Source organism: Pseudomonas simiae (assembly GCF_000934565.1).
Taxonomy (GTDB): Bacteria; Pseudomonadota; Gammaproteobacteria; order Pseudomonadales; family Pseudomonadaceae; genus Aquipseudomonas; species Aquipseudomonas simiae.
The window spans coordinates 5,139,948-5,157,841 of sequence record NZ_CP010896.1 but is presented as its reverse complement, the minus strand read 5'-3'; the positions used below and the strand labels follow the sequence as shown (position 1 = coordinate 5,157,841).

The window sequence follows — 17,894 nt, the reverse complement described above, 5'->3', positions numbered from 1 at the left end:
TTACCGGCCCGGTGTCATCGCCTGCGTCAGGTCATCTACCACGGCCTTGCCCATTTCACACAGGTAATGCGCAGCCCATGCGTATTGCTCGCCGCGGACATCCATGGCGGCTTCCATCGCGAGTTTCTTGGAGTAAAAAAGTAGGGTGGAGGCGTGTTCCAAAGCTTCCTCAATCGGCATGCCGGCGTTGACGCGGAACAGGGGTTTTTGGTTTTCGCCGTAGTCGCCGAAGGTGACGACGCCGAGGGTGGAGATGGAGGAGATCGGTGGGTCGGGGACGATTTTAGTCATGACGATTGCTCTCTGCTGAAGTAGAGCCGCCACATCACATCGCTAAACATGAAGAGGGTGGCAGCTGTATGCAGGTTAGCGATCCGGGCCAGGAGCACCCCGGGTAGACTCGAAGGTCTCCAGCACACAGCCACCATAAAACGTTAAAAGCGGGCAAACGCCGGCTGATAGTGTTGGGAGCGGTGACACGCCTGAAGCCCGGATCGCTAAACCCGATCGCTGATGTACAGCGAAGTCAGGAGGCTAGTGACCCAGACGATAGGGCGCAATAGGGTGGAGAGTCTCTAGGAAACGTCCTGCAATTTAAAGCGAATCGTCGTTGATGGCCCTTTAATCCGCAAACCGTATCTCCCGCGTCTCCCCCATCAACAACCCCTGATTCTGCTCAGTCACCTCGCGGATGTAATCCCACAACAACGTAATCCGTTTCAGCTTCCTCAAGTCCTCTCGGCAATACATCCAGAACTGCCGCGTAATCGTAATCTGCTCCCCCAGCACTGGCAGCAGCCGTGGATCCTGCGCCGCGAGAAAACACGGCAATATCGCCATCGACCGCCCTTGCTGCGCCGCCACGTACTGCGCGATCACGCTGGTACTGCGTAGGCTGGCGCTGGCGCCGGGCACCACGTTCGCCAGGTACAGCAGCTCCGAACTGAACGCCAGGTCATCCACATAGCTGATAAACGGATGTTCGGCCAAATCGGCGGGTTTGCGGATGGGCGGGTGTTGGTCCAGATAGTCCTGGGTCGCGTACAGCTGCAGTTTGTAGTCGCACAGTTTGCAGCACACATAGGGCCCGTGTTCCGGGCGCTCCAAGGCGATGACGATGTCGGCTTCGCGCTTGGACAGGCTGATGAAGTGGGGCAGGGGCAGGATGTCCACCGAGATGGCCGGGTAGGTGTCGACGAAGTGGCTCAACTGCGGAGTGACGAAGAAGCTGCCGAATCCTTCGGTGCAGCCCATGCGCACGTGGCCGGAGAGTGCCACGCCGGAGCCGGAGACTTGCTCGCAGGCCATGTGCAGGGTGCTTTCGATGGACTCGGCATAGCCCAGCAAACGTTGGCCTTCGGTGGTGAGGACGAAGCCGTTGGTCCGGGATTTTTCGAACAGCAGGGTGCCGAGGGACACTTCCAGGGAACTGATACGCCGCGACACCGTGGTGTAGTCCACCGCCAGGCGCTTGGCGGCCACGCTGGCCTTGCGGGTGCGGGCCACTTCGAGGAAAAACTTTAGGTCATCCCAGTTCAGGGAGCCCAGCGACGTGATGTTTTTTTGCATATTGGTCCGGCTTTTATGTGCGTTCTTATTAGAGATTTGCACATCTATACTCCAAAAACTGTCCGAACGCCTCATTCCCAAGGCGGTTTACGCGCCTTGTCTCTGCATAACTACAAGATTCTGGAGACCACATGAACGCATCTGCCGATATTTCCGTGCAACAGGTCAAGTTGCTGATCAACGGCGAGTGGGTCGAGTCCAAGACCACCGAATGGCAAGACATCGTTAACCCGGCCACTCAAGAGGTGCTGGCCAAAGTCCCGTTCGCCACTGCCGATGAAGTCAACGCTGCCATCGACGCCGCCCATCGCGCCTTCCAGACCTGGAAGCTGACGCCGATCGGCGCGCGCATGCGCATCATGCTCAAGCTGCAAGCCTTGATCCGCGAACATTCCAAGCGCATTGCCGTGGTGCTCAGCAATGAGCAGGGCAAGACCATTGCCGATGCCGAGGGCGATATTTTCCGTGGCCTGGAAGTGGTCGAACACGCTTGTTCCATCGGCACCCTGCAAATGGGCGAGTTCGCTGAAAACGTTGCCGGTGGCGTCGATACCTACACCCTGCGCCAACCCATCGGCGTGTGCGCCGGCATCACCCCGTTCAACTTCCCGGCGATGATTCCGCTGTGGATGTTCCCAATGGCCATCGCCTGCGGTAACACCTTCGTCCTCAAACCGTCCGAACAGGACCCGCTGTCGACCATGCTGCTGGTGGAACTGGCGCTTGAAGCCGGTGTGCCGGCCGGCGTGCTCAACGTGGTGCACGGTGGCAAGGATGTGGTGGATGCGCTGTGCACCCATAAAGACATCAAGGCCGTGTCCTTTGTTGGCTCGACGGCTGTGGGCACTCACGTCTACGACCTGGCCGGCAAACACGGCAAGCGTGTGCAATCGATGATGGGCGCCAAGAACCACGCGGTGGTACTGCCCGATGCCAACCGCGAACACACCCTCAATGCTCTGGTCGGTGCTGGTTTCGGCGCAGCGGGCCAGCGTTGCATGGCCACCTCGGTGGTGGTGCTGGTGGGCGCGTCCAAGCAGTGGCTGCCGGACCTCAAGGCGCTGGCGCAGAAGCTCAAGGTCAACGCGGGCAGCGAAGCCGGTACCGATGTGGGCCCGGTGATCTCCAAACGCGCCAAGGCACGTATCCTGGAGCTGATCGAAAGCGGCGTGAAAGAAGGCGCCAAGCTGGAGCTGGACGGCCGCGACATCAAGGTGCCGGGCTTCGAGCAAGGCAACTTTGTCGGCCCGACCCTGTTCTCGGGCGTGACCCCCTCCATGCAGATCTACACCCAGGAAATCTTCGGCCCGGTGCTGGTGGTGCTGGAAGTGGCGACCCTCGATGAAGCCATCGCACTGGTCAACGCCAACCCCTTCGGCAACGGCACCGGCCTGTTCACCCAGAGCGGTGCGGCGGCGCGCAAGTTCCAGAGCGAAATCGACGTGGGTCAGGTCGGTATCAACATCCCGATCCCGGTGCCGGTGCCGTTCTTCAGCTTCACCGGTTCGCGCGGTTCCAAGCTGGGCGACCTCGGCCCGTACGGCAAGCAAGTGGTGCAGTTCTACACCCAGACCAAAACCGTCACCAGCCGTTGGTTCGATGACGACACGGTCAACGATGGCGTCAACACCACCATCAACCTGCGCTGATACCGGGAGACGATCATGAAGATTGCATTTATCGGCTTGGGCAACATGGGAGCACCCATGGCCCGCAACCTGATCAAGGCCGGCCACGCGCTGAACCTGTTCGACTTGAACCAGACGGTACTCAAGGAGCTGGCCGAGCTTGGCGGCACTGTCAGCGACTCACCGCGTGATGCGGCGAAAGGCGCGGAGCTGGTGATCACCATGCTGCCGGCGGCGGCGCATGTGCGCAGCGTGTGGCTGAATGAAGACGGCGTTTTGGCCGGCATCGGTAAAGGCGTACCGGCGGTGGATTGCAGCACCATCGACCCGCAAACCATCCGCGACGTAGCGGCTGCTGCGGCCAAGCAAGACGTAGCTGTGGCCGACGCGCCAGTCTCCGGCGGCACCGGCGGCGCCCAGGCCGGCACGTTGACCTTCATGGTCGGCGCCAACCCGGAACTGTTCGCCACCCTGCAACCGGTGCTGGCGCAAATGGGCCGCAACATCGTGCACTGCGGTGAGGTGGGCACCGGGCAAATCGCCAAGATCTGCAACAACCTGTTGCTGGGCATCAGCATGGTCGGCGTCAGCGAAGCCATGGCCCTGGGCGATGCGCTGGGTATCGACACGCAAGTGCTGGCGGGAATTATCAACAGCTCCACCGGGCGTTGCTGGAGTTCCGACACCTACAACCCATGGCCGGGCGTGATTGAAACAGCGCCGTCGTCACGTGGCTACACCGGCGGGTTCGGTGCTGACCTGATGCTCAAGGATTTGGGCCTGGCCACTGAAGCGGCGCGCCAGGTGAAGCAGCCGGTGATCCTGGGCGCCGTGGCCCAGCAGTTGTATCAATCGATGAGCCAACGTGGGGAAGGGGGCAAGGACTTCTCAGCGATTATCAACAGCTATCGCAAGCCCAAATAGGGCGTGTTCCGGGGGCCCGCCTGTGGCGGGCTCCCGGTTTTTTGCGGCTCAAGCAAACACAAAATACTTACGCACTGTTTCGACCACTTCCCACGTCCCCTTCATCCCCGGCTCCACCACGAAGATATCCCCAGCCCGCAAGTGAATCGGCTCCAGGCCTTCCGGCGTGATGATGCAGTAGCCTTCCTGAAAGTGGCAGTATTCCCACTTCACGTAGTCCACGTACCACTTGCCCGGGGTGCAGATCCAGGTGCCCATGATCTTGCTGCCGTCTTCGCTGGTGTAGGCGTTGAGGTTGACGGTGTGCGGGTCGCCTTCGAGTTTTTCCCACTTGCAGGCATCCAGGACCGGCAGGGGGTGGGTGTCGCGCAGTACGGTAATGGGCTTGGACATGATGTCTCCAGGGCAGGGAATGGAAAGATCCACCCTAAGGCCTCGGGCGTTGCGCCAGTGGTCTGAACTCGACATCGGGATGCCCAGAAGCGCAGGGGAGTGCGACTCTTTGGGCACCGTGCAGTCCATGTGGGAGCGGGCTTGCTCGCGATTGCGGTGTGTCAGCCACACATACATTGACTGACTTATCGCATTCGCGAGCAAGCCCGCTCCCACATTGGTTCTTCAGTGGCTGAGCCACCGTGCCGGAATGATATATCTAAGCGCCTACACGCCCATTCTTCGCAGTAAGTGCGAAAGATTTCCTGCTTCACGCCAGAATTCGCAAGAAAATTCGCAGCCGGCCCTCGTATCATTCACTCCAGTAACCGCCAAGAGCCTTGAAATGAACCCAATAAAAACGTGGTGGGATATCAGCCCGCCCTTGAGTACGGCGACCCCGACCTGGCCGGGGGATACGCCGTTCCAGGAAGAGCGCGTGTGGCAGTTCGGCCCGGAGTGCCCGGTGAATGTCGGGCGTATCACGCTGTCGCCACATACCGGCGCCCACGTGGATGCGCCGCTGCACTACAGTGCGGACGGCGCGCCGATTGGCGAGGTGTCGTTGGACGTGTACATGGGCCCGTGCCGGGTGTTGCATTGCCTGGACAGCGGCGCGCTGGTGCAGCCGCATCAGCTGGAAGGCCGTGTGGATAAGTTGCCCGAGCGTGTGCTGCTGCGCACTTATCCACAAGCGCCACTGACTGAATGGGATTCGAACTTCACCGCCGTCGCCCCGCAAACCATTGAGCTGCTGGCGAGCCTGGGTGTGCGCTTGATTGGTATCGACACCCCATCCCTGGACCCGCAGCAGTCCAAGACCATGGATTCCCACAACGCCGTGGCGCGCCATGGCATGGCGATTCTCGAAGGCATCGTGCTCGATGACGTACCGGAAGGCGACTACGAACTGATCGCCCTGCCGCTGCGTTTTGCCAACCTCGATGCCAGCCCGGTCCGCGCAATCCTGCGCCCGCTCAAGGAGCCCACGCGATGAGCCAATGTCCTTTCTCTGCCGACTACCAACCGCCTGAAGAGTGGCACAACGCCGAACTGAATTTTTCCGAGTCCATGAGCTACGGCGATTACCTGGACCTGGGCAAAGTCCTCAGCGCCCAGCACCCGCTGTCGCCGGACCACAACGAAATGCTCTTCATCATCCAGCACCAGACGTCCGAGCTGTGGATGAAGTTGATGCTCCACGAGCTCAAGGCCGCCCGCGAACACGTGCGCCTGGGCGAGCTGCCGCCGGCGTTCAAGATGCTGGCGAGGGTGTCGCGGATCTTCGATCAACTGGTGCACGCCTGGGCGGTGCTGGCGACGATGACGCCGTCGGAGTACAAGTCGATCCGCCCGTTCCTGGGGCAATCGTCGGGGTTTCAGTCGTTCCAGTACCGCGAGATCGAATTTATCCTCGGCAATAAGAGCGCGGCGCTGTTGCGGCCCCACGCCCATCGGCCGGAGCTGTTGAACGAGTTGAAAGTGGCGATTGCCACGCCGTCGCTGTATGACGAGGCGATCAACCTGATGATCCAGGCCGGCCTGGCGATTGATCCGAAACGCGCCGAGCGCGACCCCACGGCGGCGACGGTTCACGATGAATCGGTGGAGGCGGCGTGGCGCGAGGTGTATCGCGATCCGAGCCGGTATTGGGACCTGTATCAGTTGGCCGAGAAGTTTATCGACCTGGAGGACTCGTTCCGTCAGTGGCGCTTCCGCCATGTGACGACGGTGGAGCGGATCATCGGCTTCCAGCCCGGCACTGGCGGCACGGAAGGTGTGGGGTATTTGCGCAAGATGCTCGATACCGTGCTGTTCCCCGAACTCTGGCGAGTCCGCTCCACGCTCTAAGCAAAAAGCCCCGGATTACCGGGGCTTGTTGTTTTGACATGCAATCAACTGTGGGCGCTGGCTTGCCTGCGATGGCATCCTCTGGGTCTTACTGTAAACCGAGTCGCCTGTATCGCGGGCAAGCCCGGCTCCCACACAAGCCGGGCTCCCACAGGTATCACTGTGCGTTGACGACCGCGTGACTTCTGCGGACCCGCAACCGATACGCCACGTAGATAATCCCCACCCACACCGGCATCGCATACACCGACTCGCTGATACCTGGAATCGCCAGCATCACGCTGATGATCATCACCATGAACGCCAGGCACAGGTAGTTGCTGAACGGGAACCAGAAGGTTTTGAACGACGGCGTCACGCCTTGTTCACCCATGGCTTTGCGGAACTTGATGTGGGTGATGCTGATCAGCGCCCAGTTGATCATCAGCGAGGCAACCACCAGCGCAAACAGCAACTCCAGGGCACTCTGCGGCGCCACGTAGTTGACCACCACGCACAGCATCGTCACCAACGCCGAAATCGCCAGGGCGCGGATTGGCACGCCTTGCTTGTTGAGCTTCATCAGCGATTTGGGGGCGTCGCCTTGCTCGGCCAGACCGAACAACATGCGGCTGTTGCAGTACACGCCGCTGTTGTACACCGACAGCGCCGCGGTCAGCACCACGAAGTTGAGGATGTGTGCGGCGGTGTCGTTACCGATCAGCGAGAAGATCTGCACGAACGGGCTACCGCTGTAGGCATCGCCCGACGCGCCGAGGGTTTGCAGCAGTTGGTCCCACGGGTACAGCGACAGCAGCACGGTCAGGGCGCCGACGTAGAAAATCAGGATCCGGTAGACCACTTGGTTGATCGCTTTCGGGATCACTTTACGCGGCTCGCTGGCTTCGGCGGCAGTGATGCCCACCAGCTCCAGGCCACCGAACGAGAACATGATGAACGCCATGGACATCAACAGCCCCATGCCGCCATTCGGGAAGAACCCGCCGTGGCTCCACAGGTTGCTCACCGAGGCTTGCGGGCCGCCGGTGCCGCTGAACAGCAGGTAGCAGCCGAGCACGATCATGCCGACAATCGCTACCACTTTGATGATCGCAAACCAGAACTCGGTTTCACCGAAGAACTTCACGTTCAGGGTGTTGATCAAGTTCACTGCGACAAAGAACACCAGCGCACTGACCCAGGTTGGAATGTCCGGCCACCAGAACTGGATGTACTTGCCCACGGCCGTCAGTTCAGCCATGCCCACCAGGACGTAAAGGACCCAGTAGTTCCAGCCCGCCAGGAAGCCTGCGTAGCCGCCCCAGTATTTGTGGGCGAAGTGGCTGAACGAGCCGGCCACCGGCTCTTCGACGATCATCTCACCGAGCTGGCGCATGATCAGGAACGCAATGAAACCGGCAATCGCGTAACCCAGGATCATCGACGGCCCCGCCGACTTGAGCACCCCGGCCGAGCCGAGGAACAACCCCGTGCCAATCGCCCCTCCCAAGGCGATCAGCTGAATGTGCCGGTTCTTCAGGCCACGCTTGAGGCCTACCGGGTTAACCATGTCATCCGCCATTAACATTCCCTTCTACTTGTTTTTCTCAGGGTTGAGTGCACGCCGCATCAGCCCCTCAGAAGTGCTGAGGGGTCAGATATTACTCTGCGTAAACTTTTCGTAATACAACTGAACGCCATCAAGTGCCTGATCCGCCAGCCATTGCTGGATGGATTCGACCATTGGCGGGGGGCCGCACAGGTACATATCCGCCGAACCGTCCCGCAATTCGGCCAGGTCGAAATGCTCGGTGAGGTAGCCGCGTTTACCAGACCACTCTTCTGAAGGTGCGCTGAGCACTTCGGTGTAGCGCAAGTTTGGGATTTTCGCGGCATAGGCCCGTATGCGCGCTGCTTCGCATAAGTCCTCGGCACCGCGCACGCCGTAGTAGAGGTGCACCGGTTGCTCGCAACCATTGGCGGCCAGTTGGTCGAGCATACCCAGCAAGGCCGATAACCCGGTACCGCCCGCCACCAGCACCAATGGCTGCGTGACGTGGCGCAGGTAGAAGGCGCCGAGTGGCGCTTCCATCAACAGCTCGTCACCCACCTGGCAGCGCTCGCGCAGGTAATTGCTCATCACCCCGTCGGGCAGCAGACGCACCAGAAATTGCAGGTGATTGCCTGGCAGGTTGGCGAAGGAATAGGACCGCCAACTGTCCGTGCCAGGCACTGACAGGCGCGCGTATTGGCCGGGCAGAAAATCCAGCGCCTGATCCAACTGCACCTGCAGGATCGCCGTGCTGGCTGACACCTGCTCCACTGCGCTCACGGTGCCCTTTACCTGAACCGGGCCGGGCGCATTGCACAGGCTCGAATCAAAGTCGAAGTAAAACGTAGCGTCGGACTTCACCCGCGTCTGGCAACTGAGCATCTTGCGCTGTTGCAGGTCGAGGCTGGACAGGGCTTCTTCGTCCACATAGTCCTGGCTGTAATCGCCAGACTCGCAACGACCCTGGCAAGTACCGCAGACGCCTTCGCGGCAATCCAGGGGGATCTTGATGCCGTTGCGCAGCGCGGCATCCAGCAGGATTTCGTTGGCACCCACCGGAAAGAACAGGGTCTTGCCGTCGGCAAAACTGAAGGCCACTTTGTGATTCATGTGTTGCTCTCCGCGTATGTATGACGCGCGCACCCTGTGGCGAGCGGACTGGCCAAAAAGGCGCGTTTAAAGATGATAAAAATCCAGCACCGAGTTGATGGTGTCGTTGAGCAGCAGCGCATGCTTGCGGGTGATCAACCAACTGTCGCCATCGGGTTTCAGGCGATAGGTGGCGTGGCCATAGAACTGCTCCGACGTGGCCAGGCGATAGAACAGCGTGTGCCAGTTCAGTCGCACCTCCAGCGTGCCATCCGCCTGCTCGGCGATGCGCACGTTGTTGATCAGGTGCAAGGTGCGTGGCATTGGCGTAGCCGACGCGGCTTTGCCGGTGCGCAAGCGGAACACGCGGTCTTCCAGGCCCGAGCGGTTGGCGTAATAGATCAACGACATCTCGCGCTTGGGGTCGCGGGTGTAGACGTGCTCCGAGTCCCACTGCGGCAGGTGGAACTCGCTCTGCGGGTCGAACAACTGCACATAGGCGTCCCAGTCCTGGGCGTCGCACAGCTCGGATTTGCGGTAGAAGAACTGCTCGATCTGATACTGCAATTGCGCATTCATCACTTCACCTCCCGCAGTGTCAGCGCTTGCCTGTCCAGGCCATTGAGCAGGAACTGCTGCCAGTTGCGATGCTGGTTCACGTAGAGGCCTTCATGGGTGAATTCGGTGCCGGTCATGGCCGGCTGGATGCCGATGGCTTCGCTGTTCGGCGTGGGCCCGGTTTCCCAGCGGTGGCTGCCGCGTGAGATGTCGCTCCAGCGCTCCAGGCGGCCCTGGAACCCGCGCTGGGCTTCGCGAAACTCCACCAGGTCGTCCGGCGTGCCCATGCCCGATACGTTGAAGAAGTCCTCGAACTGGCGAATACGGTTTTCGCGGTCCGCGTCGGATTCGCCCTTCACCCCCAGGCATTGGCTGATGATCTCGGTCTTGTTCCACGCCACCGGGCGGATGATGCGCAGTTGCGAGCTGATCTGGTCGAGGAAGAACAGGCTCGGGTAGATATTCAAGTTGCGCAGGCGGTGCATCATCCACTCGGCTTTTTGTTGGCCGTGTTCTTCCACCAGGCGCGGCATGATGGTCGCGTAGCCGGAACGCACGCTGGGGTTGGGCATGTCACTGAACAACACACTGTGGCCATTGTTGAAGGCGAACCAACCGTCGTCGGTGTTTGCATCACCCGCGCCGAGTTTGCTGTAGTCCAGGGTGCTGCCTGCGCCCGCGCCATTCTCGGTGTTCACCTGCTGGCGATGCTGCACCGTGGCCACGTAGTTGTAGTGCACAGTGCTGACGTGATAACCGTCCAGGCCGTTTTCGTTCTGTAGCTTCCAGTTGCCGTCGTAGGTGTAGGCGGATTTGCCCGGCAGCACTTCCAGCTCGCCGGTGGCGGACTGGGCGACCATCATGTCGAAGAACACTTTGGCGTCGCCCAGGAAGTCTTCCAGGCTGTCGGTGCCAGCCACATCCAGGCTGATGAACACGAAGCCTTTGTAGCTCTCGATACGCGCCTTCTTCAGCCCGCGCGTGGCCTTGTCGAAACCATCCGGGTATTCCCCCGGCGCCTTGACCTTTACCAGCCGGCCGTCGCTCTTGTAACACCAGGCATGGAACGGGCAGGTGAAGGTGGACTGGTTACCCTTGCCGACCCGCGTCAGGGTGGTGCCGCGATGCTGGCAGGCGTTGATCAGCGCATTGAGTTGGCCTTCGCCGTCGCGGGTGATGATCATCGGCTGGCGCCCGGCGCGCATCGTGACGAAGTCGTGGTTATTCGCCAGTTCGCTTTCGTGGCAGGCGTAGATCCAGTTCTTTTCGAAGATCAGTTCCATCTCCAGATCGAACAGCTGCGGCTCGGTGAACATGTCGCGGGCGATACGGAACACTTCATCCGCCGGGCGAAAATCCAGACAACCTTCGATAAATGTTTTCCACTGCTCGACGCTTCTTGCACCACTCATGGGAGGCACCTTTTTGATAGGGGCTAATCGGTGGTCCATTAGAGGCAGCGGGGCGGGGTGCGGGCTATCCGCTTAGTGGGGGAACCTGCGCCGGATAATTGGGCAGCAAATACCCAACCCGGTGCAGTGTGGTGATGGGATGCGCTACTGTCTTGTCGGGCAATGGCCGGAAAAACCGCTTTCTTATCCATTTAGTCGACCAATGCTATCCACCCGCTGGCCATTGCGCTGGCGTGGCGCATTATTTGCTGTCGAACAACAACGACGCGCCGCCAGAGCGCGCAACAGCCTAACCGCCGTGGGTGCATCCTGATGAGCAGCCAAACGATTCAACGCTTCGACCTTGAAGGCGCCCGCAGCTGGATGTCCGGGATCTGCGGGCCCCATCGCCTCGCCACCGCCACGCCCGAGCGCCTGCGCTTTCACCACAGCGCCAATGTGTTCAAGTCCCGCGCCACCACCCTGGGCGTGATCGAATACGGCACCGATGTGACCATCGACATCGAAGACGCCGAGCACTTCAGCAGCTACAGCCTGAGCCTGCCCCTGGTGGGCGAGCAGGAGTTGAGCAAGAACGGCGAGCGCCTGAGTTCCAACCGCGACCAAGGCGTGATCATTTCACCCAATGAACATCAGGTGCTGGCGATTTCCGGCGACTGCCGCAAGTTGCAGGTGGTGATCACGCGGGCGGCGATGGGGGAGTCACTGGAAGGTTTGCTGCAACGGCCGATTGATGCGCCGTTGCGCTTCGAGTCGGTGATGGACGCGGTGGACGGCGCCTCGGCGGCGTGGTGGCGCATGGCGCGCTACTTCATTGCGGAGCTGGAACACGGCAGCGAGTTGTATGAACAGCCGGCGTTTACCCGCGACCTGGAAAGCTCGCTGATCAAGGGCCTGATCCTGGCCCAGCCGAACAATTACTCCGAAGAACTGCGCGATATGCTCGGTGTGAAACTGCCGCATTACCTGATCCGTGCGCGCCAGTACATCCATGACAACGCTCGGGAAGCCGTGCACCTGGAAGATCTGGAAGCGGCTGCGGGGGTGTCGCGGTTCAAGTTGTTCGATGCCTTTCGCAAGTACTTTGCCCTGTCGCCGATGGCCTATTTGAAGAAGCATCGGCTTTCTGCGGTGCGCCAGGAAATCCTCGAGCACGGCTCTACCCGCACCATTTCCGAAATTGCCCTGGGCTGGGGCTTTACCCACCTGGGGCGATTTTCGGCCGAATACCGAAAACTGTTCGACGAATCCCCCAGCCAGACCCAGCAGCGCAAACGCATGCGCAGTATCTGAAAACAATGAAGGTCAAACTGTGGGAGCGGGCTTGCTCGCGAATGCGGTATCTCAGTCAACCTATTCGGCGACTGATACACCGCTTTCGCGAGCAAGCCCGCTCCCACATTGGATGTGCGGTGTTTCGGAGAAATCAGATCAGTTCTTCCACCAGTTGCAGGCAATGACTGAGCCCCGGCGATTGATCATTTACCCGCCGGCTGAGAATGATCGGCGAGGTCGCGGTGGCCTCCACCACCGGCGTGTAGCCGATGTCCGCCCGGTGCAACACCTGCACCGAGGCAGGCACCAGCGTCACGCCGATCCCGGCGCCGACCAGGCCGATGGCGGTTTGCAACTCGTTGGTCCACTGCGCCACCTTGAGGCTCAAACCGTGGGCATCGAACAGCGCAATTACATGGTCGGCATAGCTGGGCCGTGGGTTACCGGGGTAGAGCACAAAGGGCTCGGCGGCCAGTTGAGCGAGGGTGGCGGGCGCGTCCAGCAAGGGGTGTCCGGCGGGCAACACAGCCACCAGCCGATCCTCCACCAGCACCCTCTGGACGATGGCCGGGTCGTCGATGCGTATCCGCCCGAAACCCACATCAATCCGCCCGGCCTTGAGCGCTTCGACCTGTTGCAAGGTGGTCATTTCCGACAGCCCCAACTCCAGCTCCAGTGCCTCATGCGTGCGCAGCCGCCGAATCAGTTCCGGCAACACGCCGTACAGCGTCGACGGTGCAAAACCGATGCCCAGCCAGGTCTTTTCACCCTGGCCGATGCGTCGCGTGTTGTCGCAGACCTTGTTCAGTTGTTCCAGCAGCACAGTGGCGTGTTCATAGAAAAACCGACCGGCCTCGGTCAGCCGCAGCGGTCTGCTACGTTCAAGCAGGATCACGCCCAACTCGTCCTCCAACTGCTGGATCTGCCGGCTCAATGGCGGCTGGGCGATGTGCAGGCGTTCGGCGGCGCGGGTGAAGTTGAGGGTTTCCCCCAGCACCTGGAAATAGCGCAGGTGACGCAGTTCCATAACGGCTCCTTTCATACCTTGAGGGTATTGCTTGAGACCCATTCTATATTGGAAGCCTATAAAAATAGGGCACAGAATCGGCTCAAATCTATAAAGAACCCAGCGGGTATTGCCATGCCGATTTGCGCCATCGAGTCGATCGACACGATCATCGTCGACCTCCCCACCCTTCGCCCGCACAAGTTGGCGATGCACACCATGCAGAACCAGACGCTGGTGATCATCCGCCTGCGCTGCGCCGACGGTATCGAAGGCATTGGCGAAGCCACCACCATTGGTGGCCTCAGTTACGGCAACGAAAGTCCTGACAGCATCAAGGTCAACATTGACCGTCACTTCGCGCCCCTGTTGATCGGCCAGGACGCCAGCAATATCAACGCGGCCATGTTGCGCCTGGAGCGCAGTATTCGCGGCAACACCTTTGCCAAGTCCGGTATCGAAAGCGCCTTGCTCGATGCCCTGGGTAAACGCCTGAACCTGCCGGTCAGCGAACTGCTCGGCGGCCGTGTGCGCGATGCCTTGCCGGTGGCCTGGACCCTGGCCAGCGGCAACACTGAAAAGGATATTGCCGAAGCGGAAAAGATGCTCGACCTGCGCCGCCACCGCCTCTTCAAGTTGAAGATTGGCGCGGGTGAGGTCAGCCACGACCTGGCTCACGTGATCGCGATCAAAAAGGCCCTGGGCGACCGCGCCAGTGTGCGCGTCGATGTCAACCAGGCCTGGGATGAAGCGGTGGCACTGCGTGCATGCAAAGTGCTCGGTGACAACGGAATCGACCTGATCGAACAGCCTATCTCACGCAACAACCGCGGCGGCATGGCGCGGCTCAACCTGTCGAGCCCGGCGCCGATCATGGCAGATGAGTCCATCGAGTGTGTCGAGGATGCCTTTAACCTGGCCCGCGAAGGCGCGGCCTCGGTGTTCGCCCTCAAGATCGCCAAGAACGGCGGCCCGCGTGCCGTGTTGCGTACCGCCGCGATTGCCGAAGCGGCCGGCATCGGCCTGTACGGCGGCACCATGCTTGAAGGCGGCATTGGCACCTTGGCCTCGGCGCATGCCTTCCTCACGCTGAACAAGCTGGCGTGGGACACCGAACTGTTCGGCCCGTTGCTGCTCACCGAAGACATCCTCACCGAGCCGCCGGTGTACCGCGATTTCCAGCTGCATGTCTCCACCGCACCGGGCCTGGGCCTGGCCATCGATGAAGAGCGCCTGGCGTTCTTCCGTCGTGACAAACACTAAGAGGCGCCTGCCATGTTGTTCCACGTAAAAATGACCGTGAACCTGCCCCTCGACATGAACCCCGAGCGTGCAGCGGGCCTCAAGGCTGAAGAAAAAGCGTTGGCGCAGCGCCTGCAACAGGAAGGCAAATGGCGCCACCTGTGGCGCATCGCCGGGCACTACGCCAACTACAGCGTGTTCGATGTCGACAGCGTGCAGGAACTGCATGACCTGCTGATGCAACTGCCGCTTTACCCCTACATGGCCATCGAGGTGAACGCCCTGTGCCGTCACCCTTCGTCGATCCATGAGGATGACCGCTAGGCCGGTATTCACCTTAATAACTACAAGATGAGGAATGCACCATGTCCATCCGCCTGTCCCAGACTGCCCATGCCCAACAGTTTCTTGAAGAAGCCAGCGGCAACCTCAACGACGGTGGCAATCCGCGTACCAAAGCGCTGATCTACCGGATCCTGCGTGACACCGTGAACATCATCGAAGACCTGGAAGTGACCCCGGAAGAATTCTGGAAGGCGGTCAACTATTTGAACGAGTTAGGCAAGCACCAGGAGGCCGGACTGCTCGCCGCCGGGCTGGGCCTGGAACATTACCTGGACTTGTTGATGGACGCTGCCGATGAGGAAGCCGGCAAATCCGGTGGCACTCCGCGCACCATCGAAGGCCCGTTGTATGTGGCCGGTGCGCCGCTGTCGAAGTACGAGGCACGGTTGGATGATGGCAAGGACGACGCGGTGCCGCTGTTCATGCGCGGGCAGGTGCGTGACACCGAGGGCAAACCATTGGCGGGGGCGATTGTGGACGTGTGGCAGGCCAACACGGCGGGTACTTACTCGTGGTTTGATCCGACGCAGTCCGAGTTCAACCTGCGCCGACGCATCGAGACCGACGCACAGGGCAACTACCGATTCCGCAGTATCGTGCCGTCCGGCTACGGCTGCCCGCCAAGCGGGCCGACCCAGCAACTGTTGGATCAACTGGGGCGTCACGGGCAACGGCCAGCGCATATCCACTTCTTCATTTCGGCGCCGGGGCATCGACACCTGACCACGCAGATCAACCTGTCGGATGACCCGTACCTGCATGATGATTTTGCCTATGCGACGCGGGATGAGTTGATTGCGCAGATCCGCTTCAGTGACGATCCACAGCTGGCGCGGGAGTTCGGTGTGGAAGGGCGGTTTGCGCAGATTGATTTTGACTTTGAATTGCAGGTGGCGGATGCGCCGGTAGAGCAGAAGCGCATGCAACGAGTGCGCGCCCTCGAAGACTAAACGCGGTTAAAAATATGGGAGCTGGCTTGCCTGCGATGACGAGGGTGAATGCACCCTAGCTATCGCAGGCAAGCCAGCTCCCACAGGGGGTTGTGGTGTTGGCGCTATTTGCGGACGACCAGGTCCAGCACCTCATCCCGATCCTTGATCTTCTGCAACACAATCTCCGAGCGTATATCCATCACGCCCGCCGTGCGGTTCAGGTGGTTCACGATAAAGTCCGAGAAGTGCTTGAGGTTGCGTGCCTGCACCCGCAGCACATAGTTGCTGGCGCCGGTGATCACGTAGGCGCTGGCCACTTCCGGCCAGCCCTGCACCTTCTTGATGAATGTCTCGTGCCAATCCTCCACATCCTGGCGCAAGGACAGGTGGACGATGGCCTCCAGCTCAATCCCCAATTGCTCCGCATTCAGCACCGCGCGGTAACCGCTGATGATCCCCTCGCTTTCCAGCAGGCGCAGACGGCGCAGGCAGGCGGACGGCGAAAGCGCGACCTTTTCCGCCAGTTCCTGGTTGCTGATGCGGCCATCCTGTTGCAGGAAATGCAGGAGGCGCAGGTCGGTGGCGTCGAGAATCATGGTTAGAATAAATCCGCGTGTTTGGGGGTTAAATTCGAATTTCCTACAGCTTAATTAGCCTGTTGCTACTCACTTTGCACGAAAATTCTCTAAAACTTCGTTCATTATTTGGTCCATTCTTACTTATAAAAACCAGGACAACCCATGACCACTCGAAGCCATTGCCAAGCCCTCGACGCCCAGGACCCGCTGGCACCTTTGCGCAGCCAGTTCGCCTTGCCGGAGGGTGTGATCTACCTCGACGGTAACTCCCTGGGTGCACGGCCGGTGGCGGCGTTGGCGCGGGCGCAAGCGGTGATTGCCGAGGAGTGGGGCAACGGTTTGATCCGTAGTTGGAACAACGCCGGCTGGGCGGATTTGTCCCTGCGCCTGGGTAACCGCCTGGCACCGTTGATCGGCGCGCGTGACAACGAAGTGGCGATCACCGATACTACCTCTATCAACCTGTTCAAGGTGCTGAGCGCCGCGTTGACCGTGCAGCGCCAACGCCAGCCTGGGCGCAAGGTGATCGTCAGTGAGGCGAGTAACTTCCCCACCGACCTGTACATCGCCGAGGGACTGGCCGAGTTGCTGCAGCAAGGCTATTCCCTGCGCCTGGTGAACAGCCCGGACGAACTGCCCCAGGCCATCGATCAGGACGTGGCGGTGGTGATGCTGACCCACGTCAACTACAAGACCGGCTACATGTACGACATGCAGGCGCTGACCGCCCTGAGCCACGAGTGCGGTGCGCTGAGCATCTGGGACCTGGCGCACTCGGCGGGCGCGGTGCCCATCGACCTGCATCAGGCCGGTGCCGACTATGCGATCGGCTGCACCTACAAGTACCTCAACGGTGGCCCGGGTTCCCAGGCGTTTGTGTGGGTCAATCCAGCGCTGGTGGATGTGGTGCGCCAGCCATTGTCGGGCTGGTTCGGGCACACCCGGCAGTTCGCTATGGAGTCGACGTACGCGCCGAGTGCCGGCATTGCTCGTTATTTGTGCGGTACCCAGCCGATTACTTCACTGGCAATGGTTGAATGTGGCCTGGAGATTTTTGGCCAGACCGATATGGCGAGTTTGCGCAGCAAGTCCCTGGCGTTGACCGATCTGTTTATCGCGTTGGTCGAAGCCCGTTGCGCTGCCCACGACTTGAAGTTGATCACCCCGCGTGAACACGCCAAGCGCGGTAGCCATGTGAGCTTCGAACACCCTGAAGGCTACGCGGTGATCCAGGCCTTGATCGCCCGTGGTGTGATCGGTGACTACCGCGAACCACGCATCATGCGTTTCGGTTTTACCCCGTTGTACACGCGCTTTACCGAAGTATGGGAAGCCGTGGAAATCCTCGGCGACATTCTCGACAACCACACCTGGAACCAACCGCAATTCAAAGTCCGCAACAGCGTCACCTGATCCACCGCCGATCAAAGGTGGGAGCTGGCTTGCCTGCGATGACGGTGGTGAATGCACCGACGCGATCGCAGGCAAGCCAGCTCCCACAGGGTTCCGCGTCAGCAACAAC

At 60.5% G+C, this 17,894-nt stretch carries 18 protein-coding genes; 9 read left to right on the top strand and 9 right to left on the bottom strand.

The annotated features are described in order from the left end of the window. Together PF1751_RS23470 and PF1751_RS23465 are read right to left on the bottom strand one after the other, a co-directional pair. Positions 1-291 (bottom strand): DUF3077 domain-containing protein, encoded by a 291-nt coding sequence (locus PF1751_RS23470; protein ID WP_010206539.1) that lies wholly within the window; start codon positions 289-291, stop codon positions 1-3. Between the two features lie 330 nt (positions 292-621). Then, positions 622-1,569 carry a LysR family transcriptional regulator gene (locus PF1751_RS23465; protein WP_010206538.1) on the bottom strand — a complete coding sequence of 316 codons (948 nt, stop codon included), beginning with the start codon at positions 1,567-1,569 and terminating at the stop codon, positions 622-624. Positions 1,570-1,700: 131 nt separating this feature from the next. Between PF1751_RS23465 and PF1751_RS23460 the strand changes: the two genes are divergently transcribed. Together PF1751_RS23460 and mmsB are read left to right on the top strand one after the other, a co-directional pair. After that, positions 1,701-3,218, top strand: coding sequence for a CoA-acylating methylmalonate-semialdehyde dehydrogenase (locus tag PF1751_RS23460; RefSeq protein ID WP_015885874.1), 1,518 nt, complete (start codon positions 1,701-1,703; stop codon positions 3,216-3,218). A gap of 15 nt (positions 3,219-3,233) precedes the next feature. Further along, on the top strand, positions 3,234-4,121 hold the full coding sequence (gene mmsB, locus PF1751_RS23455) for a 3-hydroxyisobutyrate dehydrogenase (protein ID WP_044287875.1): 888 nt from the start codon (positions 3,234-3,236) through the stop codon (positions 4,119-4,121). A gap of 48 nt (positions 4,122-4,169) precedes the next feature. Here the strand turns inward: mmsB and PF1751_RS23450 are convergent, their stop codons facing one another. Next, complete coding sequence (locus tag PF1751_RS23450; protein WP_010206533.1) at positions 4,170-4,514, bottom strand: cupin domain-containing protein; 345 nt, start codon at positions 4,512-4,514, stop codon at positions 4,170-4,172. 385 nt (positions 4,515-4,899) lie between these two features. On the opposite strand from PF1751_RS23450, the gene kynB reads away from it, so the two are divergent. Both kynB and kynA read left to right on the top strand, forming a co-directional pair. Further along, positions 4,900-5,550 carry an arylformamidase gene (gene kynB / locus PF1751_RS23445; RefSeq protein WP_010206532.1) on the top strand — a complete coding sequence of 217 codons (651 nt, stop codon included), beginning with the start codon at positions 4,900-4,902 and terminating at the stop codon, positions 5,548-5,550. Further along, complete coding sequence (gene kynA / locus PF1751_RS23440; protein ID WP_010206531.1) at positions 5,547-6,404, top strand: tryptophan 2,3-dioxygenase; 858 nt, start codon at positions 5,547-5,549, stop codon at positions 6,402-6,404. The genes kynB and kynA overlap by 4 nt, the downstream gene beginning before the upstream one ends. A 157-nt stretch (positions 6,405-6,561) precedes the next feature. On the opposite strand, the gene PF1751_RS23435 is transcribed toward kynA, so the two are convergent. The 4 genes from PF1751_RS23435 to antA all read right to left on the bottom strand — a co-directional run bounded on the left by PF1751_RS23435 (position 6,562) and on the right by antA (position 10,994). After that, positions 6,562-7,965 (bottom strand): amino acid permease, encoded by a 1,404-nt coding sequence (locus tag PF1751_RS23435; protein ID WP_010206530.1) that lies wholly within the window; start codon positions 7,963-7,965, stop codon positions 6,562-6,564. 72 nt (positions 7,966-8,037) lie between these two features. Beyond that, complete coding sequence (gene antC / locus PF1751_RS23430; RefSeq protein ID WP_021492164.1) at positions 8,038-9,045, bottom strand: anthranilate 1,2-dioxygenase electron transfer component AntC; 1,008 nt, start codon at positions 9,043-9,045, stop codon at positions 8,038-8,040. A gap of 66 nt (positions 9,046-9,111) precedes the next feature. After that, positions 9,112-9,603 carry an anthranilate 1,2-dioxygenase small subunit gene (gene antB / locus PF1751_RS23425; protein ID WP_010206527.1) on the bottom strand — a complete coding sequence of 164 codons (492 nt, stop codon included), beginning with the start codon at positions 9,601-9,603 and terminating at the stop codon, positions 9,112-9,114. After that, complete coding sequence (gene antA / locus PF1751_RS23420) at positions 9,603-10,994, bottom strand: anthranilate 1,2-dioxygenase large subunit (protein WP_010206526.1); 1,392 nt, start codon at positions 10,992-10,994, stop codon at positions 9,603-9,605. Before antA ends, antB begins: the two co-directional genes overlap by 1 nt. Before the next feature lie 312 nt (positions 10,995-11,306). Here antA and PF1751_RS23415 point away from each other — a divergent pair, with 312 nt between their 5' ends. Further along, positions 11,307-12,287 (top strand): AraC family transcriptional regulator, encoded by a 981-nt coding sequence (locus PF1751_RS23415; protein WP_010206525.1) that lies wholly within the window; start codon positions 11,307-11,309, stop codon positions 12,285-12,287. Between the two features lie 133 nt (positions 12,288-12,420). Here PF1751_RS23415 and PF1751_RS23410 read toward each other — a convergent pair whose 3' ends face one another. Then, on the bottom strand, positions 12,421-13,296 hold the full coding sequence (locus tag PF1751_RS23410) for a LysR family transcriptional regulator (RefSeq protein WP_010206524.1): 876 nt from the start codon (positions 13,294-13,296) through the stop codon (positions 12,421-12,423). 114 nt (positions 13,297-13,410) lie between these two features. Between PF1751_RS23410 and PF1751_RS23405 the strand changes: the two genes are divergently transcribed. From PF1751_RS23405 to catA, 3 genes are read left to right on the top strand one after another with little or no spacing between them, the layout of a single operon-like run. Then, positions 13,411-14,538: a muconate cycloisomerase family protein gene (locus tag PF1751_RS23405; protein ID WP_010206523.1), complete on the top strand. Its 1,128-nt coding sequence runs from the start codon at positions 13,411-13,413 to the stop codon at positions 14,536-14,538. Positions 14,539-14,550: 12 nt separating this feature from the next. Next, positions 14,551-14,841, top strand: coding sequence for a muconolactone Delta-isomerase (gene catC / locus PF1751_RS23400; RefSeq protein WP_010206522.1), 291 nt, complete (start codon positions 14,551-14,553; stop codon positions 14,839-14,841). A 41-nt stretch (positions 14,842-14,882) separates the two neighbouring features. Further along, on the top strand, positions 14,883-15,812 hold the full coding sequence (catA, locus tag PF1751_RS23395) for a catechol 1,2-dioxygenase (RefSeq protein WP_044287873.1): 930 nt from the start codon (positions 14,883-14,885) through the stop codon (positions 15,810-15,812). A 104-nt stretch (positions 15,813-15,916) separates the two neighbouring features. On the opposite strand, the gene PF1751_RS23390 is transcribed toward catA, so the two are convergent. Then, entirely contained in the window at positions 15,917-16,390 is a 474-nt protein-coding gene (locus PF1751_RS23390; RefSeq protein ID WP_003176072.1) for an Lrp/AsnC family transcriptional regulator, read from the bottom strand. 144 nt (positions 16,391-16,534) lie between these two features. Here PF1751_RS23390 and kynU point away from each other — a divergent pair, with 144 nt between their 5' ends. After that, entirely contained in the window at positions 16,535-17,785 is a 1,251-nt protein-coding gene (gene kynU / locus PF1751_RS23385; RefSeq protein WP_044287870.1) for a kynureninase, read from the top strand. Positions 17,786-17,894 lie beyond the last annotated feature (109 nt).